At 72.0% G+C, this 17,100-nt stretch carries 20 protein-coding genes; 10 read left to right on the top strand and 10 right to left on the bottom strand.

Annotated elements, in window-relative coordinates:
* Window positions 1–103: 103 nt before the first annotated feature.
* Entirely contained in the window at window positions 104–1,327 is a 1,224-nt protein-coding gene (locus ACZ61C_RS20520; protein WP_465308914.1) for an NADP-dependent isocitrate dehydrogenase, read from the bottom strand.
* A 257-nt stretch (window positions 1,328–1,584) separates the two neighbouring features.
* Here ACZ61C_RS20520 and ACZ61C_RS20515 point away from each other — a divergent pair, with 257 nt between their 5' ends.
* From ACZ61C_RS20515 to ACZ61C_RS20500, 4 genes are read left to right on the top strand one after another with little or no spacing between them, the layout of a single operon-like run.
* On the top strand, window positions 1,585–2,097 hold the full coding sequence (locus tag ACZ61C_RS20515; RefSeq protein ID WP_465308912.1) for a hypothetical protein: 513 nt from the start codon (window positions 1,585–1,587) through the stop codon (window positions 2,095–2,097).
* 25 nt (window positions 2,098–2,122) lie between these two features.
* Window positions 2,123–2,503: a DUF2203 domain-containing protein gene (locus ACZ61C_RS20510; RefSeq protein WP_465308910.1), complete on the top strand. Its 381-nt coding sequence runs from the start codon at window positions 2,123–2,125 to the stop codon at window positions 2,501–2,503.
* 10 nt (window positions 2,504–2,513) lie between these two features.
* Window positions 2,514–3,131 carry a class I SAM-dependent methyltransferase gene (locus ACZ61C_RS20505; protein ID WP_465308908.1) on the top strand — a complete coding sequence of 206 codons (618 nt, stop codon included), beginning with the start codon at window positions 2,514–2,516 and terminating at the stop codon, window positions 3,129–3,131.
* Window positions 3,128–3,817: a hypothetical protein gene (locus tag ACZ61C_RS20500; RefSeq protein ID WP_465308906.1), complete on the top strand. Its 690-nt coding sequence runs from the start codon at window positions 3,128–3,130 to the stop codon at window positions 3,815–3,817. The genes ACZ61C_RS20505 and ACZ61C_RS20500 overlap by 4 nt, the downstream gene beginning before the upstream one ends.
* Here the strand turns inward: ACZ61C_RS20500 and ACZ61C_RS20495 are convergent.
* Together ACZ61C_RS20495 and ACZ61C_RS20490 are read right to left on the bottom strand one after the other, a co-directional pair.
* On the bottom strand, window positions 3,807–4,295 hold the full coding sequence (locus ACZ61C_RS20495; RefSeq protein ID WP_465308904.1) for a hypothetical protein: 489 nt from the start codon (window positions 4,293–4,295) through the stop codon (window positions 3,807–3,809). The two genes, ACZ61C_RS20500 and ACZ61C_RS20495, sit on opposite strands and share 11 nt — an antisense overlap.
* A 129-nt stretch (window positions 4,296–4,424) precedes the next feature.
* A complete protein-coding gene (locus ACZ61C_RS20490; RefSeq protein ID WP_465308902.1) occupies window positions 4,425–4,838 on the bottom strand; it encodes a DUF2000 family protein in 414 nt (137 codons plus the stop codon).
* A 50-nt stretch (window positions 4,839–4,888) separates the two neighbouring features.
* Between ACZ61C_RS20490 and ACZ61C_RS20485 the strand changes: the two genes are divergently transcribed.
* The 3 genes from ACZ61C_RS20485 (at window position 4,889) to ACZ61C_RS20475 (ending at window position 7,607) form a co-directional block, all read left to right on the top strand.
* Window positions 4,889–5,665 (top strand): helix-turn-helix transcriptional regulator, encoded by a 777-nt coding sequence (locus ACZ61C_RS20485; protein ID WP_465308900.1) that lies wholly within the window; start codon window positions 4,889–4,891, stop codon window positions 5,663–5,665.
* 122 nt (window positions 5,666–5,787) lie between these two features.
* Complete coding sequence (locus ACZ61C_RS20480) at window positions 5,788–7,020, top strand: serine hydrolase domain-containing protein (protein WP_465308898.1); 1,233 nt, start codon at window positions 5,788–5,790, stop codon at window positions 7,018–7,020.
* Between the two features lie 5 nt (window positions 7,021–7,025).
* A complete protein-coding gene (locus ACZ61C_RS20475; RefSeq protein WP_465309427.1) occupies window positions 7,026–7,607 on the top strand; it encodes an HhH-GPD-type base excision DNA repair protein in 582 nt (193 codons plus the stop codon).
* Here the strand turns inward: ACZ61C_RS20475 and ACZ61C_RS20470 are convergent.
* The 3 genes from ACZ61C_RS20470 to ACZ61C_RS20460 form a co-directional block, all read right to left on the bottom strand.
* Window positions 7,604–8,158: a hypothetical protein gene (locus ACZ61C_RS20470; protein ID WP_465308896.1), complete on the bottom strand. Its 555-nt coding sequence runs from the start codon at window positions 8,156–8,158 to the stop codon at window positions 7,604–7,606. The genes ACZ61C_RS20475 and ACZ61C_RS20470 overlap by 4 nt on opposite strands.
* Before the next feature lie 11 nt (window positions 8,159–8,169).
* Window positions 8,170–8,604, bottom strand: a complete 435-nt coding sequence (locus tag ACZ61C_RS20465; protein ID WP_465308894.1) for a TrmH family RNA methyltransferase — start codon at window positions 8,602–8,604, stop codon at window positions 8,170–8,172.
* Window positions 8,605–8,852: 248 nt separating this feature from the next.
* On the bottom strand, window positions 8,853–10,019 hold the full coding sequence (locus ACZ61C_RS20460) for an MFS transporter (protein WP_465308892.1): 1,167 nt from the start codon (window positions 10,017–10,019) through the stop codon (window positions 8,853–8,855).
* A gap of 108 nt (window positions 10,020–10,127) precedes the next feature.
* Between ACZ61C_RS20460 and ACZ61C_RS20455 the strand changes: the two genes are divergently transcribed.
* Both ACZ61C_RS20455 and ACZ61C_RS20450 read left to right on the top strand, forming a co-directional pair.
* Window positions 10,128–10,451, top strand: a complete 324-nt coding sequence (locus ACZ61C_RS20455; protein ID WP_465308890.1) for an ArsR/SmtB family transcription factor — start codon at window positions 10,128–10,130, stop codon at window positions 10,449–10,451.
* A 194-nt stretch (window positions 10,452–10,645) separates the two neighbouring features.
* Window positions 10,646–11,827: an MFS transporter gene (locus ACZ61C_RS20450; protein ID WP_465308888.1), complete on the top strand. Its 1,182-nt coding sequence runs from the start codon at window positions 10,646–10,648 to the stop codon at window positions 11,825–11,827.
* 57 nt (window positions 11,828–11,884) lie between these two features.
* Here the strand turns inward: ACZ61C_RS20450 and ACZ61C_RS20445 are convergent, their stop codons facing one another.
* On the bottom strand, window positions 11,885–12,208 hold the full coding sequence (locus ACZ61C_RS20445) for a DUF3017 domain-containing protein (RefSeq protein ID WP_465308886.1): 324 nt from the start codon (window positions 12,206–12,208) through the stop codon (window positions 11,885–11,887).
* The gene (locus tag ACZ61C_RS20440; protein WP_465308884.1) at window positions 12,205–13,071 is read right to left on the bottom strand and encodes a bifunctional methylenetetrahydrofolate dehydrogenase/methenyltetrahydrofolate cyclohydrolase; all 867 of its coding nucleotides are present in this window, start codon (window positions 13,069–13,071) and stop codon (window positions 12,205–12,207) included. Before ACZ61C_RS20440 ends, ACZ61C_RS20445 begins: the two co-directional genes overlap by 4 nt.
* 188 nt (window positions 13,072–13,259) lie before the next feature.
* Here ACZ61C_RS20440 and ACZ61C_RS20435 point away from each other — a divergent pair, with 188 nt between their 5' ends.
* On the top strand, window positions 13,260–15,944 hold the full coding sequence (locus tag ACZ61C_RS20435; RefSeq protein ID WP_465308882.1) for a TNT domain-containing protein: 2,685 nt from the start codon (window positions 13,260–13,262) through the stop codon (window positions 15,942–15,944).
* 42 nt (window positions 15,945–15,986) lie between these two features.
* On the opposite strand, the gene ACZ61C_RS20430 is transcribed toward ACZ61C_RS20435, so the two are convergent.
* Window positions 15,987–16,574: a pentapeptide repeat-containing protein gene (locus tag ACZ61C_RS20430; RefSeq protein WP_465308880.1), complete on the bottom strand. Its 588-nt coding sequence runs from the start codon at window positions 16,572–16,574 to the stop codon at window positions 15,987–15,989.
* A gap of 25 nt (window positions 16,575–16,599) precedes the next feature.
* Window positions 16,600–17,058 carry a VOC family protein gene (locus ACZ61C_RS20425; RefSeq protein WP_465308878.1) on the bottom strand — a complete coding sequence of 153 codons (459 nt, stop codon included), beginning with the start codon at window positions 17,056–17,058 and terminating at the stop codon, window positions 16,600–16,602.
* Between the last annotated feature and the right edge of the window lie 42 nt (window positions 17,059–17,100).

Below are 17,100 nucleotides of genomic sequence, written 5' to 3'. Positions count from 1 at the left end.
GCCGGACGCCGCAACCACCCGGAGGCGCCAGTGCCATTACTCCCCGTGAGTACGCAAAAGCCCCCTCCCCGGCCATCCGGGAAGGGGGCTTTCGCGAGCCGGCTCAGCCCTGGGCGATCTTCTTCGCCAGGTTGTCGTCCAGCGTCGCGAGGAACTCCTCGGTCGTCTGGAACGGCTGGTCCTTGCTGATGAGCAGCGCGAGGTCCTTGGTCATCTGACCGGCCTCGACCGTCTCGACGACGACCTGCTCCAGCTTGTTCGCGAAGCCGATCAGCTCCTGGTTGCCGTCCAGCTTGCCGCGGTGCTCGAGGCCGCGGGTCCAGGCGTAGATCGACGCGATCGGGTTCGTCGACGTCGGCTTGCCCTGCTGGTGCTGGCGGTAGTGCCGGGTGACCGTGCCGTGCGCGGCCTCGGCCTCGACGGTCTTGCCGTCCGGCGTGCGCAGAACCGACGTCATCAGGCCGAGCGAGCCGAAGCCCTGCGCGACCGTGTCGGACTGGACGTCACCGTCGTAGTTCTTGCACGCCCAGACGTAGCCGCCCTCCCACTTCATCGCCGCGGCGACCATGTCGTCGATCAGGCGGTGCTCGTAGGAGATGCCCTTGGCGTCGAAGTCGGACTTGAACTCGTTCTGGAAGATCTCCTCGAAGACGTCCTTGAACTGGCCGTCGTAGGCCTTGAGGATCGTGTTCTTCGTGGAGAGGTAGACCGGCAGGCCGCGGTCGAGGCCGTACTGCAGCGAGGCGCGCGCGAAGTCCTCGATCGACTTCTTGAAGTTGTACATCCCCATCGCGACGCCGCCGCCCTCGGGGAACTTCGCGACCTCGAACTCCATCGGCTCGGAGCCGTCGTCCGGGGTGTAGCTGACGGTCAGCGTGCCCGGGCCGGGGACCTTGAAGTTGGTCGCCTTGTACTGGTCGCCGTGGGCGTGGCGGCCGATGATGATCGGCTTCGTCCACGTCGGCACCAGCCGCGGGATGTTCTGGATGACGATCGGCTCGCGGAAGATCACGCCGCCGAGGATGTTGCGGATCGTCCCGTTCGGGGACAGCCACATCTTCTTGAGGCCGAACTCTTCGACGCGCGCCTCGTCCGGGGTGATCGTGGCGCACTTGACGCCCACGCCGTGCCGCTTGATCGCGTTCGCGGAGTCGACCGTGACCTGGTCGTCGGTGCGGTCCCGCTCCTCGATACCCAGGTCGTAGTAGTCCAGGTTCACGTCCAGGTACGGGTGGATCAGCTTGTCCTTGATGAACTGCCAGATGATGCGGGTCATCTCATCGCCGTCGAGTTCGACGACGGTGCCCTGGACCTTGATCTTGGCCATGAGCAGCGGTGCTCCTTCCGCGGATCTTCGCGTTCTTCTTTTAAGTCTCGCCGGTAGCGGTACAAGCGTACTGCTTGACCGAGCTGGATGGTTCCAGTAGTGGCCGGTATCAAGTCTCCACCCGCCCGCTGTGGCGCGAATCACGGGGCATGACCCGCCGGTCAGCCGATCCGACCGCTCGCCGAGCGATCGTCGCGCTCGGCGGTGAACCAAGGCACGATGCCACCCGTGAACTCATCATGCGGGAGGTGACGGCCATGTCGACCCATCGGTACACCGAGTACGAAGACGACTACGAGGACTACGACGACACTGCTGACGTGCTCGACGAGCGGCCGCGGAGACGGGGCGCCGCGCACGTGGTCAGCGCGCTGGGCGGGCTGGTGCTCACCCCCGTCGCGCTGGGCCTGCTGAGCTGGGGCGGCCTGCGCCAGCAGCAGCTGATCCAGGCCACCCTCAGCACCAACCGCGACGCGCTGGGCATCGCGCTGCTGGCCGGCGGCGCGATCCTGCTGCTGGTGGTCGCCGCGCTCGGGGCGCTGTCGGCGGTCGGCCCGATCCTGGGCGGGCTGATCTACGGCGTGCTGCCGGGCGTCGCCGCGATGGCCATGCCGGAATGGGGCTTCCGGCTGGTGAACCTGATGCCGAAGAGCGACATCGCCTACGGCGTCATGGACTTCCTCTTCATCGGCGGGCTGCTCGGCGTGGGCTTCCTGCTGGTCGGCAGCGGCCTGGCCAACGCGCTGGTCCGGCGGCGGCGCGAGGCCTGAACCCCGCCGATGGGATCATCGGCGGATGGGACTGTTCACCGTCGCGGAAGCTCGTGACGAACTGGCGCGGCTGCGGCCGGTCCTGGCCGAGCTGGTGCGCGTCCGAGCCGACGCGGCCGAGCTCGCGGCGTCGCTCCGGCCGGGCGGCCGGGCCACCGAGCTGGGCGGGCTGCCCGAGTGGAAGGCCGTCCAGGCCCGGCTCGACGACCTGATGACGACGGTCCAGCGCACCGACGCCGAGCTCAAGGGGTTCGCGCCGCTGCTCGTCGACTTCCCGGCCGAGCTCGACGGCGCCGACGTGCTGCTGTGCTGGCTGGAAGGCGACCGGGAGCTGGCCTGGTACCACCGCACGGACCTGGGCTTTGCGGGGCGCCGTCCGCTGAAAACCGCTGGTGGCCCCGGCTAGGTTGAGGTCCGTGGACCACGACTCGCGGGCCGCCGTCTTCGACGGCACGGCCGAGCACTACGACGAAGACACCTTCCACGCTTCGGTGGCGGAGGAGCTGGTGGCGCCGCTTCCGACCGGCCCTGGGCTCGTGCTGGACGTCGCCACCGGAACGGGCTTCGCGGCGTACGCGGCTTTGTGGCTGAAGCCGTCTCGTGTGCTTGCGGTCGATCTGTCGCCGGCCATGGTCGCTCGCGCGACGGCGAAGGCGGCCACGCTGGATCCGTCCGGCGTGATCACGTGGCACGTCGGGCCGGCGGTGCCGATGCCATCGCCGGACGGGTCGGCGGACGTCGTGCTGTGCGCGTCCTCGCTGCACTTCCTGGGAGCCGTCGCGTTCGAGGACTGGCTGCGCGTACTGCGGCCGGGCGGACGGCTGGCGTTCTCGGTGGTGTCGGGCGCGCGGTTCAAGCCGTCCGGGGCTTTCGCGGACTTCGTGCCGAAGGACATCACGTTCCCGACCGGCGAGCCGGAGGCGGCGGCGCTGGCGTCGTCGGCCGGGTTCGTGGACGTGACCGCGCGGACGTTCACGGTGACCGGCGAAGACCGCGTGCGGAGTGTGTTCCTGGTGCACGCCACGGCGCCGTGAACCTGGATCGCTTCGCCGACGGCCATCTGACGTCGGTCACTACGGACGGCAGCCGGGTCACCCTGCGGCTGGAGGCGTACGTGGAGTACCGGCTCGTGCCCGGCGAGATCTCCGTCGTCGAGGTCTTCGAGCTGAGCGCCGACCCGGCCGAGCTGGAGGCCGCGGGAGCGCCGGAGCCGGGTCACGCGCTCGAGGAGCCGTGGCACTGGGACCACGACGGAGTGGAGACGGTCGAGCTCTTCGCCCCGAACCTCGTCCGGGTGACCGCGGCCGCCTTCGAGCTGAAGTCGCTCGGAACCGAGCCGCGGCCCGTGCCGCCCTCGCCGTACGCCCGCCAGTGCAGCTTCGACTCGGTCGTCGCGCTCGAGCTCGCGACGCGGCTCGGGCCGGACGTCGTGTGGCGCGTCTACGGCGGCGGCGAGGGCACGCCCGCCGATCCCGACGGCTGGTTCCTCCAGCGCCGGGACCGGCTGGCGAGCTCGCTGACCGGGGTCTTCTGCCTGTGGGCTTCGAACCCGGCCGCGTTCGAACGGCACGACGCCGACGACGAGCTGTGGCGCGCCGTGCAGCTGCTCGGCGCGCACGCGAGCCGCGTCCGGTCCGGGAACTGCGCGTTCGAGCCCGCGGACTGGGTGGCCTGGGTGACCACCGGGACGCTGCCGCCGGTGGCGCGGCTCAGGCCGTGAAGTGGGCCTCGCCGCGGGTGGCCGGGCCGTCCGGGCTGCCGCAGCGCTGGACGAAGGTGACGTCCACGCCGGTCGCGTCGAGGCGGTCGATCGTGAAGTCCGCGTAGTCGTCGCCGCAGCCGAAGCCGGCCGTGATCGCCGAGAAGCCCGGTGTGCTCAGCGCCGGGTCGTCCTGGCCGCGGTAGCGAGCACCCGAGTACGTCCCGGTGTGCAGAGCTTCCCCCGCCGGGGCGCTCAGCTCGACGCGCAGGTAGTCGAAGCCCGCGTCGACGTCGATCGTCAGCCTGCCGTCCCGGTTCCAGACGGCGATCTCGGCACCCGGCGACGCGTAGTGGGCGCTGCCCCGCATCGGCCAAGCGCCGTCGTCCGAGGTGTAGTCCACGGTCCGGACCGGATCCGCCGAAGCGACCGGTACGACCGCGACGCCCAGAGCCGCCGTCGCCGCGGCGATCACGCAGGCTCGGTGCAGTGATTTCACGAGAACCTCCCCAGTCAGAGCCGCCCTCCGCGGCGCTGACTCGAAGGATGGCACCGGCGGCGGATCACGCACCCGGTTTGCGCGGTTCCCCACTTTTCGCCGGGCCGGACAACCGTTCCGGCGTCCCGCTCACCGGTGCAGCGACGCGCCCTTGAGGATCTTGTCCACGGCGTTCTTCGGGCCGTGCACCGCCAGCCCCGCCAGCGCCAGCTTCTCCCCCGGCACCGCGCGCACCGCCGCGCGGTTGTCGACGTCGTTGCCGGTGTGGAACAGCTCGTCGGTGAAGATCGAAAACCGCAGGCCGCGGCCCAGCGCGCGGCCGTGCGCCGCCGTCAGGACGTCCGCGGACCCCGAAAACACCATCACCGGCTGGCCGAACATCGGCAGGTACTCGGTGTCGTCGGCGTCCCGGTACGGCTCGCCCATCAGCTCCGGCGTCACGTGGGCGATCCCGCTCACCAGGAACGCGGTCACGTTGAGCCGCTGCCAGGACGCCAGGTCTTCCCGCAGCAGGACGGCGATCTTCGTGTCGAAGGAAGTCATGCCGCACAGACTCGCCCGCCGGTGACCGGCGCGTCTTGTACGTTCTTGACATGGCGGACGTCGAAGCTTGGCGGCCGGCGGTCCCGGGGATCGCCGAGGTCTTCCACGCGCGCTTCACCACGCACGCCTACCCGCTGCACACGCACGACACGTGGACGCTGCTGATCGTCGACGACGGCGTCATCCGCTACGACCTCGACCGCCACCACCACGGCGCGCTCGGGCCCGCCGTGACGCTGCTGCCGCCGAACGTCGCGCACGACGGGCGGGCCGCGACCAGCCACGGCTTCCGCAAACGCGTGCTCTACCTGGACACGTCGGTGCTGGGCGAGGACCTGGTCGGCGCGGCGGTCGACCAGCCGAGCGTCGCCGACGGGCTGCTGCGCACCCGCATCCACCAGCTCCACGAGTCCCTCGCCGACGCCGGCGACGCGCTCGAGGCCGAGAGCCGGCTCGTGCTGGTCGCCGACCGGCTTCGCACCCACCTCGGGCAGCCGGTGTCCCACGAACCCAAGCGCGGCCTCGCCGACGACCTGCGGGACCTGCTCGACGCGCGCCTGCCCGAGGCGCTGACGCTGGCCGAAGCCGCCGAGACGCTCGGCGCGCACCCCGCGTACCTCGTCCGCTGCTTCGGTTCGCGGTTCGGCCTGCCCCCGCACCGGTACCTGACCGGCCGCCGCGTCGACCGCGCACGCCGGCTGCTGCTCGACGGCGCGCCGGCCGCCGAAGTGGCGGTCGCCTCCGGGTTCAGCGACCAGGCGCACCTGACGCGGCACTTCAAGCGGTACCTGGGGACAACGCCGTCGCGGTACCCGAAGGCTCGCTGAGCAGCCGACGGAGTCCCCCGGGCGGGGACGGAACCGTCCCCCCGGCGGGGGACGATCACTGGGATCCGGAGACCGGGCATTTCCTGGATGGCACGGCGGCCGCGGGACGACAGGCTTTCGGCATGAAACGAACAGCCATCGCGGTCCTCGCCACCGCGGCCCTCGGACTCACCGCCCTCCCCGCCCACGCCGAGACGACCGGCGGCGTCGTGAGCGCCTGCGGCTACGCCGATCCCGCCGGGACGGAACCCGTACCCGAGCTGAGCCGGCCCAACGCGTCGGCACTGGCCGCCTCGATTTCCAGCGCACCCGACGACGACACGACCGGCGCGCTGGTCCGCGTCACGGGCTCGGCGGGCGACTGGACCGGGACCTCCGGCGAGTCCGACCGCCGCACCCACGCCCCGGTCGATCCCGGCGGTTACGTGCGGATCGGCAGCACCACCAAGACGTTCACCGCCGTGGTCGTGCTCCAGCTCGCGCAGGAACACCGGCTCGACCTCGAGCAGCCGGTGCAGCGGTACCTGCCGGGTGTCCTGCCGCGCGGCTACCCGCCGATCCCGGTCCGCACCCTGCTCGACCACACCTCGGGCCTGCCGAGCGTCGACATCCCCTGGCTCTCGGACCCGGACCTGGTGCTCGAACACCGTTACGAGCACTGGAGCCCGTCCCGCGTGCTCGGCACGGCGACCGCCCACCCGATCGACTACCCGCCGGGCACCGCGCAGAAGTACACCAACACCAGCTACGTCCTCGCCGGGATGCTCATCGAGAAAGTCACCGGGCGCTCGTACGGGCAGGCCGTGCACGACCGCATCACCCGGCCGCTCGGCATGACGCGGACCTTCGAACCCGGCGACGACCCGCGGCTGCCGGATCCCCACTCGAACGGCTACCTCAGGAACGGGGACGGCGACCTCGTCGACGTCACCGAGATGAACCAGTCGATCCCGTGGTCGGCGGGCAGCCTCGTGTCCACTGCGGCCGACCTCGACCGGTTCGTCACCGGCCTGTTCCGCGGCCGGCTCCTCGGTCCAGCCATGATGACCCGGCTGTTCACCGTGCCGAAGGTCCCCATGTTCGACGGCACCGGCGACGCGTACTACAGCCAGGGCCTGATGAAGATCCGGCTGGGCGACCTCACGGTCTGGGGCAAGACCGGCAGCCGCTACGGCTACTCGAGCGGGGTCTTCGCCACCTGCGACCTGCAGCGCAAGATCGCCTACTCGGTCAACGCGACGACCAAGAGCAGCGACGGCCAGCCGGCGATCGTCCAGCGGATCGCCGTGGCCGCGGCCACGCCGTCGTCCGTCCCGACATCGCCCCAAGGCCGGCCGGAAAATGTGTCAAGATGACCCGCATGCTGCGCGAACTGCACCTGACCGGCGACCCCGCCGCCGACAAGCTGCTCAACGACGACCCGTTCGCCCTGCTCGTCGGGATGCTCCTGGACCAGCAGTACCCGATGGAGCACGCGTTCGCCGGCCCGCGCAAGATCGCCGACCGGATGGACGGCTTCTCGCTGGCGAAGATCGCCGCCACCGACGTCGAGACCTTCGTCGAGATGTGCGTGGTGCCGCCGGCGATCCACCGCTACGGCGGTTCGATGGCGCGTCGTGTCCACGCGCTCGCGCAGCACATCATCGAGAACTACGACGGCCGCACCGAGGGCCTCTGGCTCGACGGCCGCCCGAAGCCCGACGGCCCGGAGGTCCTCAAGCGGCTGCGGGCGCTGCCCGGGTTCGGGGAGCAGAAGGCGAAGATCTTCCTGGCCCTGCTGGGCAAGCAGCGCGGAGTCCAGCCGAAGGGCTGGCGCGAAGCGGCGGGCGCGTACGGCGACCGCGGGTCGCGCCGGTCGATCGCCGACGTCACCAGCGGGGAGACGCTCGCCCAGGTCCGCGCGTTCAAGAAGGCTGCCAAGGCCGCGGCCGCTTCGAGCTAACGCACCCAGACGCGCAGCGGGCCGAGCGGCTCCGCGCCGTGGGCGAAGGCGTTCTCCAGCGCTTCGCCGTGTTCGTAACCGACCACGGGTGCGCCGGGGAACGCCGCCGCCACCGCGGCCACGGCGCTTGGCCAGCCTTCGTCCGGCCCCTCGAAGTTGGACAGACCCACCACGCCGTCGCCGCGGTGGGCCACGACCCGGTTCCCGCCGCGGGCCAGCACCGCGACCGAGTCACCCAGCGGTGACGCGGTGCGGTGCCAGCCCGGTTCGGGAACGCCTGGGCCGCAAGCGATCCACGTCGCGTCGAACAGCACCGAGAAGCCCAGCAGCTCCAGGCTCGCGAAGCTGTCTTTCACGGAGCAGCCGGGCGAGCCGTCGACGAACGGCAGGACGTCGGCCGCCGTGGCTCGCGGGTCGAGCGTCACGGCGTCCGGGTAGTACTGCGGCGTGCGGCGTGGGCTGGTCCAGGCGCGCGGGCCGAAGCGGCCGCCGCCGGCAACCAGGGCGCACCACGCGGCGTTCTCCACGACCGCGGCCCGTCCGAGGTCCACAGTGGACTCCTTCACAGCAGACCGGCGAGTTTGTAGAGCACCAGACTGCCCGCCACCGCGACGTTGAGGCTGGCACCGGTGCCCACCATCGGGATCTCGACGACCGTGTCGAGCAGGTCGAGGGCTTCCGGTGGGATCCCGGTCTGCTCGTGACCGAGCACGGCGATCGTGCGGCCACGCGCCGCCGGCAGGTCACCGAGCCGCACCGCTTCCTCCGCCAGCTCGACGCCGACGACCTTCGTGCCCGCCGCTCGTTCGCGTTCGAGCCAGCCCGGCGGGTCGTGCACCCAGTGCACACATGCCGGGCGCCGCAACGTGTTTCCTCGCCGCAGCGCCTCCGGCACCCACGGGAAACGCGGTACCGCGAGGCACGCGCCCACCGCGTCGCAGGTGCGCAGAAGCGTGCCGAGGTTGACGCCGTGCAACGGCCAGAGCGGGGCGGCCACCAGGTGGCCCCAACAGGGATGTGACTTGCTCCGCCGGGACTTCCGCAGCTCCTGTGGGGTGCGGACCCGGACCGACGGGCTCACCGGCGCCGAGGCGCGGCGCCTCCGATTTTGGTCGTCATACCCGGATTCTAACCCGTTCGCCGGGACCGCGGAACGACCCGCGCTCCGGTCGGGTCGGCCGAGCAGCGCGGCGGCGAGATCCTCGAAGTCCGCGGGCCCGACTGCGAAGTCCAGGCCCGCGCCGGCTAGACGGCGACCGGTTCGCGGACCCGGCCCCACGCGGTGCCCACGAGCACCAGCGCCACCAGGGTCAGCGCCGCCGCGACCTCGGGCAGCACCAGCGGCCCGCCGGACGTCAGCACCGCGCCCCCGACCACGCCGGACAGGCCGACGCCGAGGTAGATCGCCGACGCGTTGAGCGAGAGCACCAGGCCCGCGTGGCCCGGGGCCAGCTCGATCAGCCGGTGCTGCACCGGCGGGCTGAACGACCACGTCGCCATGCCCCACACGAACAGCGCGACACCGGCCGCGACCGGGGTCGTCGTCGCGACCGGCAGCAGCGCCATCACCACGGTGATCGCCGCCGTCACGACCAGCAGCGGCGCCCGCGAACCCCAGCGGTCGGCCGCCCGGCCGCCCGCGAAGTTGCCGACCGCGCCGCCGACGCCGTAGCAGAAGAGCAGCACCGTGACGGCCGTGCCGTGGAGGCCCGCGGTCGCGGCCAGCAGCGGGGACACGAACGTGTAGACCATGAACGCGGCGAGGCAGCCGAGGACCGTCACGGCCAGCATGACGAGCACCCGCGGGTCGCGGCCGGCGGCGAACCGCTCGGCCAGGGTGACCCGCGGCGGCGCGGCGACCGGCGGCAGCGCCCCCCTCACGGCGAGCGCGCTCGCCAGGGAGAACGCGGCGACCAGCGCGAACGCCGCCCGGTAGCCGAGGTGCTGCGAGATGAGACTGCCGAGCGGCACACCGAAGATGAGCGCGACGGTCAGGCCGCCGAACACGAGCGCGATCGCGCGGCCCCGGCGTTCGGGGGCGGTCAGCTGGGCCGCCACGGCACTCGCCGCGGGGGTGAACACCGCGGCGCCGATCGCGGTCACCACCCGGGCCAGCAGGAGGCTGCCGTAGCCGGGCGCGAGCGCGGCGAACAGGTTGCCGGCCGCGGTGACGGCGAGCGCGGCCACCAGCAGCGTCCGGCGTTCCCAGGTGCCGGTGACGGCGGCGAAGATCGGCGAGCCGACCGCGTACGCGATGGCGAAGGCGGTCACGAGCTGCGCCGCAGCCGTCGCCGAGACGTGCAGCTCACCGGTCAGCGCGGGCAGCAGCCCGGCGACGATGTAACCGCTGGTCCCGACGCCGAACGCGCCGAAGGCGAGCACCGAGATCCTCGAAGGCGAGGGTGTGGACATGGGTGGGTCCCCCAAGGGAGCGGGCGATTGGTTCGACGAACGTCGTAGTTCGACCATCACCGTACTACGTGGCTCCGACAATTTCGACCGGCGTCGTACAATGGAGCCATGCCGAAGACCGCGGCGCTGCCGCCGATCGTCCACCCGTCGCGGGACGAGATCACCGTCGAAGGGGTGCTGCGCGCCCTGGCCGACCCCGTTCGCCTGGGCATCGTGCGGCAGCTGGCGGCGGAGGGTCGCGAGCTGGCGTGCGGCGCGCTGACCGTGCCGGTGACGAAGTCCACAATCACCCACCACCTGAGCATCCTGCGCCAGGCCGGTGTCGTTGCCGGGCGCCAAGAGGGCACGACCCGGTTCAACTCGTTGCGCCGCAAGGATCTCGACGCGCTGTTCCCCGGCCTGCTGGACGGCGTCCTGGCCGCTCCGCGCTGATCATCGCGTTACGGTGTGGATCGTCACCCGATATCGGGATGACAACGACCCCCCTCGTCGGTTGGACTGTGCGTAGGACAGCTCACGGCGCTGGGGCCGCATGGCTGTCTTCCTTTTTGCCCCCGTACTGAACCGATCCAGCACCTGAGATCGGAACAGCCGAGTAATCGTTTACCCACCCTGGAAGGAGTGCCGTGCCCGTCGCGCTGCTCGCGCTCGCCATCGGAGCCTTCGGCATCGGGACCACCGAGTTCGTCATGATGGGCGTGCTGCCCCAGGCGGCCGCCGACTTCGGCGTCGACATCCCGACCGCCGGCTACCTCATCTCCGCCTACGCCCTCGGCGTCGTCGTCGGCGCGCCGCTGCTCACCGCGGTCGCCGTCCGGCTGCCGCGCAAGACCATGCTGCTGGCCATGATGGGCCTGTTCACGCTGGGCAACGCCCTCTTCGCGCTCTCGCCGAACCAGGAGTTCGGCGTCGCGTTCCGGTTCCTCGCCGGGCTGCCCCACGGCGCGTTCTTCGGCGCGGGCGCGGTCGTCGCGTCCAGCCTCGTCGGACCCGGCCAGCGCGCCAAGGCCGTGTCGCTGATGTTCCTCGGCCTGACCCTGGCGAACGTCATCGGCGTGCCGCTGGGCACGCTGCTGGGCCAGCAGGTCGGCTGGCGCGCCACGTTCGGTGTGGTCGCCGTGATCGGCGTGGTCGCCGCGGGGGCCATCTGGAAGCTGGTGCCGCACCAGGGCCGGCCCGCCGACGCGTCGCTGCGGGGTGAGCTGGGCGCGTTCAAACGGCCGCAGGTGCACCTCGCGCTGGCGATCGTCACGTTCGGGCTCGGCGGCGTGTTCGCCTGCCTGAGCTACATCACGCCGATGCTCACCGACGTCGCCGGCTACTCGCCGTCGAACGTCACGCTGCTGCTGTCCCTGGCCGGCGTCGGCATGACGATCGGCAACCTGCTCGGCGGCCGCTTGGCCGACCGCGCGCTGATGCCGGGCCTGTACGCGGCGCTGCTGGCGCTGGCGTGCGTGCTGGGGATCTTCACGATCACCGCGCAGGGCAAGGTCGGCGCGGCGATCACGATCTTCTTCGTCGGCGTCGCCGGGTTCATGATCGGCCCGATGATGCAGGCGCGGATCATGGAGAAGGCGGGCGGCACACCGTCCCTGGTGTCGGCCGCCGTCCAGTCCGCGTTCAACATCGCCAACTCGATCGGGGCGTACCTCGGCGGGTTGGTGATCGCGGGCGGGCTCGGCCTGGTCGCCCCGAACTGGGTCGGCGCCCTGCTCGCGGTGTTCGGACTGTCGCTGGCAATCGTGTCGGGCACCCTCGACCGCCGCGAAGCGAAAGCCGAACGGCGCGAGCTCGCGATGGCGTCCTGACCACCTGACTACAGTTCCGAAAGCGTCGCTTTCACGTGAAAGCGACGCTTTCGGCGTTCAGGAGGACGCGAACGGGCCGCCGATGATCGTCAGGGCCACGTAGAGCACCGCCGCGGCGAGGCCGGCGTACGTCACGATGTCGACGGCCTTGCCGCGGATCACCAGCAGTCCCGCCCGTTCCGTCGGGAGCACCGCCCGCAGCACCGCCGCCAGCACGAGCGCGGCGCCGATCAGCGCCGCGCCCTCGCGCCAGTGGTACTGGACGATCCGCAGCACCGCAACGGCCACCACCAGCAGCACCACCGCGAACGGCAGCTGGGTGAACCGGGCCGGCCCGCTCCGGCGGTCGTGGACGTCCCGCCGGTCCTCCGTCATGGTCATCGGCCCTGGAGACCTTGGACCGCGCGCTCCGCCGCTTCCACGACGTTGCTCACCAGCATGGCTCGGGTCATCGGGCCGACCCCGCCCGGGTTCGGTGAGATCCAGGCGGCCACCTCGGCCACGTCCGGGTGAACATCGCCGGTGAGCTTGCCGTCCACGTGGGACACGCCGACGTCGAGCACCGCGGCGCCCGGCGCGACCATGTCCGGCGTGATGATCCCGGGCACCCCCGCCGCGGCGACCACGATGTCCGCGCGGCGGACCTCGGCGGCGAGGTCGCGGGTGCCCGTGTGGCACAAGGTGACGGTGGCGTTCTCGCTGCGACGGGTCAGCAGCAGCCCCAGCGTGCGGCCGACGGTGATGCCGCGGCCGACCACGGTGACGCGCGCGCCGTTCAGCTCGACGCCGTGGCGCTTGAGCAGCTCGATGATCCCGTACGGCGTGCACGGCAGCGCGCCCTGCTGACCCAGCACCAGCCGGCCGAGGCTGACCGGCGCGAGGCCGTCGGCGTCCTTCTCCGGGTGGATGCGCTCCAGGACGCGGTTCGCGTCGAGGTGCTTCGGCAGCGGCAGCTGCACGATGTAGCCGTGGCAGGCCGGGTCGGCGTTCAGCTCGTCGACGACGGCTTCGAGCTTCTCCTGCGTGATGTCGGCCGGCAGGTCGCGGCGGATCGAGTTGATCCCGATCTTGCCGCTGTCGGCGTGCTTCATCCGCACGTAGGAGTGCGACCCCGGGTCGTCTCCCACCAGGACAGTGCCCAGGCCCGGCGTCACCCCCTTCGCGGCCAGCGCCGCGACGCGCGGCTCGAGCTCCGCGAAAATGGCGTTCTTGGTGGCCTTGCCGTCGAGAATCTTCGCCGTCACGGGGCCCATTCTGGCAAAGCGACCCCCGCGCGTCGCTTCCAGGCGCGGGTGGTCGCAGCCCGTAGAGTGATCGTCACCCCCGCACGGTCCATTCGCGACGCCGTCCGCGATCAAGCTGTGATCTACCGCACGTCGCATCACGCGAGGTCAGACCGTGTGCCATCGGGTCGCCGAGCGGCAAAACCCACATGCGGGGTGCACTCGCGCGCGCGAGCAGTCAAAATGTCCCCGTGGCACAACCGACGACGCAGCTGAACGCGACCGAGCAGGACACCCTGGTCAAGCAGATCGGGCTGGCACTGCTGCGCGCCGCCCCCCGCGACTGGCGCAAGGTCAGCGCGGAGTACCGAGCCGTCGGGAGGTACCACGAGCTGACCGGCGAGATCGTCACCGAAGACGGCACGGTCCACGAGTGGCTGGCGACGCACGACATCGCCACCCTCTTCGGCCGGCTGCGCGGTGGCATGTACCGCGACGGCCGGGGCACCTGGTTCAACGCGCGGTACCAGCTCGACCACCCCTCCAGCTACAACCTCGAATACAACCGCGACGAGCCGGTGTGGAACCTCGCGCCGCCGCCGCAGGCCTACTCCGACGAGCTGCGGATGTTCCCGCGCACCGAGGAGAACGTGCCCGAATGGCTGATCCGGCGGATGTCCGGGCTCGGCCCGGAGCAGCCGGGGCCGCACTTCCGGATCGCGCGGATCTTCGACACCGTCGGGCCCGCCGGCCGTCCGGTGATCAACCGTCCCGACCTCGAGGTCGACGAGCAGGACCGCCTGCTGGAGTACCTCGAGCAGGCGCCGCTGGTGGTGCCCGAGCGCGGGTACGACATCGACCGGCTGGCCGCGACACCGGAGGCCACCGTCCCGGTCGCCTTCCACAGCGACGGCCAGTGGGTGTGGCCCGCCGCCGTCAACTTCTACCTGCACAAGTACGGCGTTTCGCCCGAACCGGACCTCGTTGAGCACGTCCGCGCGGTCGGCTTCAAGCTGCCGCCGGTCGACGAGCCGACCCTGCAGGCCGCCGCCGCGTACCTGACCCGGGGCAACCCGCCGCCACCACCGCAGCAGCAGCGGCCGGCCGGGCCGCCGCCGCAGGGCCCGCCGCCCCAGCAGCAGGTGCCGCCGCAGCAGCAGCCTCCGGTCGGCCCGCCGCCGGGCGCGGCCGCCGTGGCCCCGCCCGTCGTGCCGCCGCAGCACCAGGAGCCGCCCGCGCCCGTCGAGGCGCCGCTCGCGGCGCACGCACCTGCCGAGCCGGAGGCGCCCGCGGAGGAGCACGAGTACGTCGAAGAGGCCGAGTACCACGAAGACGGCTACGACGACCAGGAGTTCGACGACCGCTTCGCCGAAGAGGACCAGTACGGCGAGGAGGAGTACGACCCGCAGGCCGAGCACGCAGCGGGCTCGAACGGCTCGGCGCCGGAGCCGGGCCGGGTGCCCGACCTCGACGAGACCGCGGAGTACGTCCCCGACCAGCCGATCGGGCACAGCGAGGAACAGCCGCGCGACGGCGAGCCCTTCCCGGCCCACCGGGACGACGAGCCGGCGCAGAGCTTCCAGCCGCCCGAGCACACCGGGTTCGAGCCGCGGCACGACGACGAGCCGGCGCACGCCGCGTTCCAGCCGCGCCACGACGAGGAGGACGCCGAGCCCGCGCACGCGTTCGAGCCGCCGCAGCCCGCGTTCGACCCCGGCCCGCCGACGATGATCACCCAGCCCGAGGTGCCCGGGGTGCTGCCGGTGCCGGAGCCGCCGGCCCCGGCACCCGCGGCACAGCCCGAGCCGCCGCGGTCGGGCCGACGGGCGCTGCGCCGCGAGACGCCGGAGCACCCGGTTCTCGCCGGGCTGCAGGAGAAGCTGGACGAGCTCGAGATCCCGGAAAGCGGCTACAAGCTGGGCGAACCCGCCGAGCACGGCTGGAGCCTCGAGCAGGTCGACGACGGCTGGCGGGTCGGCTGGTACGACGGCAAGCTCAGCAACCCCGCGGTGTTCGGCGACGCCGAGGACGCGGCCGCGTTCATGCTCGGCAAGCTGCTGCTCAACCCGGAGGGCCACGTGCCCGCCGAGGAGCCGCCCGCGCCGGAGCCCGAACCGGAACCCGAGCCCGAGCCGGAACCGGCGCCGCAGCGGGTCGTCGCGACGCTGTCGCCGGAGGTCGCGACCGGCTCGTACCCGGTCCGCAAGCCGGAGCCGGTGCCCGCCCAGGAGCAGACGGCGTTCACCAGCGCCGAGGAGCTGTTCGGCGACCTCGAGGACGACGAGCCGCCGGCTCCGCCCGCCCCGCCGGTCTCCGCGCCGGTCCCGGCCGGGCCGCCGCCCGTGGCGCAGCAGCAGGCCGGGCCGCCGCCGGTCGCTCCGGCGCCGCCCCGGCGTGAGCCGCCGTCCGCGCCGACCGTCCTGGCTCCCCCGGTGCAGGCCGCCCCGCCGGTCCCGCCGCCCGCTCCGCCAGCACCTCCGGCACCGCAGCGTCGTGAGGAGCCGGCCCGCCCGGCCGTCAACGGCGGGGGTGGCCAGCAGCAGTGGCCGATCGGGCCGATGGCCGGTGAGCCGCCGCTGACGCTGTTCCGCGGCAAGGAGCTGCGGGAGCTGCCCGCGGGCAGCGAGCTGGACCGCTTCGGCGGCCCGAACGGCAACCTGACGTACGCGGCGGGCACGCCGTTCGCCGAGCGCTCGCTGGTGCCGGAGTGGGTGAACCGCCCGTACCACGTCTACCGGGTGCAGCGGCCGCTCGAGGCGCTGGCCGGCGTCGCGATCCCGTGGTTCAACCAGCCGGGCGGCGGGTCGGCGTACCTGCTGCCGACGTCGATCGAGGAGCTGCTCGCCGAGGGCGACCTGATCGAGCTCGACCCGGGTGAGCCCCCGATCGACTGATGTTTCGCGAAGGCCCCGGCGCTGCCGGGGCCTTCGTCGTTTTCAGCGGATGACGAGCCCGTGCGCGGCCGCGAAGGCGATGGCCGTCTCGACGTCGACCTCGGCGCCGCGCAGGTCGGCCTGGACCAGGGCGTTCGCGTCGATCCGCGCGCCACGCAGGTCCGCGCCCTCGAGCTTCGCGCCCTGCAGACGCGCGCCGGTCAGGTCGCTGTCGCGCAGGTCGGCGCCGGTGAGGTCGGCGTCCATCAGGTTGGCTTCGCGCAGCCGGAGCCCGGACAGCCCGAGGCGGCGCAGCCGCGCCTTCGCCAGCGACGTCAGCGAAAGGTCGCAGTCGGTGATGGCGATGCCGCTGAACCCGCTCTCGGCGAACGACGTGCCGAGCAGCGAACACGCCGTCCAGCGGCTCTCGGCGAGCACGGTCCGGTCGAAGGTGCAGGAGCGGAACGCCGACGCGTCGTGCCGCGAACGGGAGAGGTCGGCTTTGCTGAACACGCAGTCGTCGAAGGTGCAGCCGCGGGTCCGCAGCCCGCTCAGGTCCGCCCCGGTGAAGTCGCACCCGGTGAACCGGCGCTTTTCCCACCACTGCCCGGACAACACCGCTTCGCGGTAGTCCTCCCCCGTCTCCAGCACGGCCCCCAGGGTGCCACACCCGCCCCTAGAGCCTCACACCCTGGACGTAGTTCATCGCCTCGACGTACTCGGGCAGCTGCGCGCGGCGCGCCATTTCGGCTTCGTCGAGGTTTTCCAGGCGGGTCTGGATCCACCACAGGTTGCCGAAGGGGTCGCGCACGCGGCCGACGCGGTCGCCGAAGAACAAGACCGTCTGGCGGGTCACCTCGGTGGCGCCCGCTTCGATGGCGCGTCGCTGCGTTTCTTCGCTGTCCGGCACGTAAAGCCGGAGGAAGGCGGGAGTGGCGTCCCAGCCGTCCGGTGAGTCGAACGCCATCACGACCGCGTCGCCGATGCGGGCTTCCGCGTGGCCGATCTTCCCGTCTTCGCCGACGACCCTGGCGATCTCCTCGGCGCCGAACGCGCGCGTCAGGAAGCCGAGCAGGCCATCGGTGTCGCGGCCGATGATCCACGGCGTGACGGTCGTGTAGCCCTCGGGAACCATGGTTTCCTCCTCAGTCGGTGTGGCTCCGACCGTAGAAAGGAA

This window comes from Amycolatopsis sp. NPDC104587, from assembly GCF_055583645.1.
This window is presented reverse-complemented; position numbering and strand designations above follow the sequence as displayed.

Excerpts from the sequence above, each read along its gene's own strand:
- ACZ61C_RS20460 (WP_465308892.1), bottom strand. The coding sequence starts at position 10,019 with ATGTCCACACCCTCGCCTTCGAGGATCTCGGTGCTCGCCTTCGGCGCG.
- ACZ61C_RS20520 (WP_465308914.1), bottom strand. The coding sequence starts at position 1,327 with ATGGCCAAGATCAAGGTCCAGGGCACCGTCGTCGAACTCGACGGCGAT.
- ACZ61C_RS20485 (WP_465308900.1), top strand. The coding sequence starts at position 4,889 with ATGGCGGACGTCGAAGCTTGGCGGCCGGCGGTCCCGGGGATCGCCGAG.
- ACZ61C_RS20490 (WP_465308902.1), bottom strand. The coding sequence starts at position 4,838 with ATGACTTCCTTCGACACGAAGATCGCCGTCCTGCTGCGGGAAGACCTG.
- ACZ61C_RS20515 (WP_465308912.1), top strand. The coding sequence starts at position 1,585 with ATGTCGACCCATCGGTACACCGAGTACGAAGACGACTACGAGGACTAC.
- ACZ61C_RS20445 (WP_465308886.1), bottom strand. The coding sequence starts at position 12,208 with ATGACCATGACGGAGGACCGGCGGGACGTCCACGACCGCCGGAGCGGG.
- ACZ61C_RS20510 (WP_465308910.1), top strand. The coding sequence starts at position 2,123 with ATGGGACTGTTCACCGTCGCGGAAGCTCGTGACGAACTGGCGCGGCTG.
- ACZ61C_RS20435 (WP_465308882.1), top strand. The coding sequence starts at position 13,260 with ATGCGGGGTGCACTCGCGCGCGCGAGCAGTCAAAATGTCCCCGTGGCA.
- ACZ61C_RS20475 (WP_465309427.1), top strand. The coding sequence starts at position 7,026 with ATGCTGCGCGAACTGCACCTGACCGGCGACCCCGCCGCCGACAAGCTG.
- ACZ61C_RS20455 (WP_465308890.1), top strand. The coding sequence starts at position 10,128 with ATGCCGAAGACCGCGGCGCTGCCGCCGATCGTCCACCCGTCGCGGGAC.
- ACZ61C_RS20480 (WP_465308898.1), top strand. The coding sequence starts at position 5,788 with ATGAAACGAACAGCCATCGCGGTCCTCGCCACCGCGGCCCTCGGACTC.
- ACZ61C_RS20425 (WP_465308878.1), bottom strand. The coding sequence starts at position 17,058 with ATGGTTCCCGAGGGCTACACGACCGTCACGCCGTGGATCATCGGCCGC.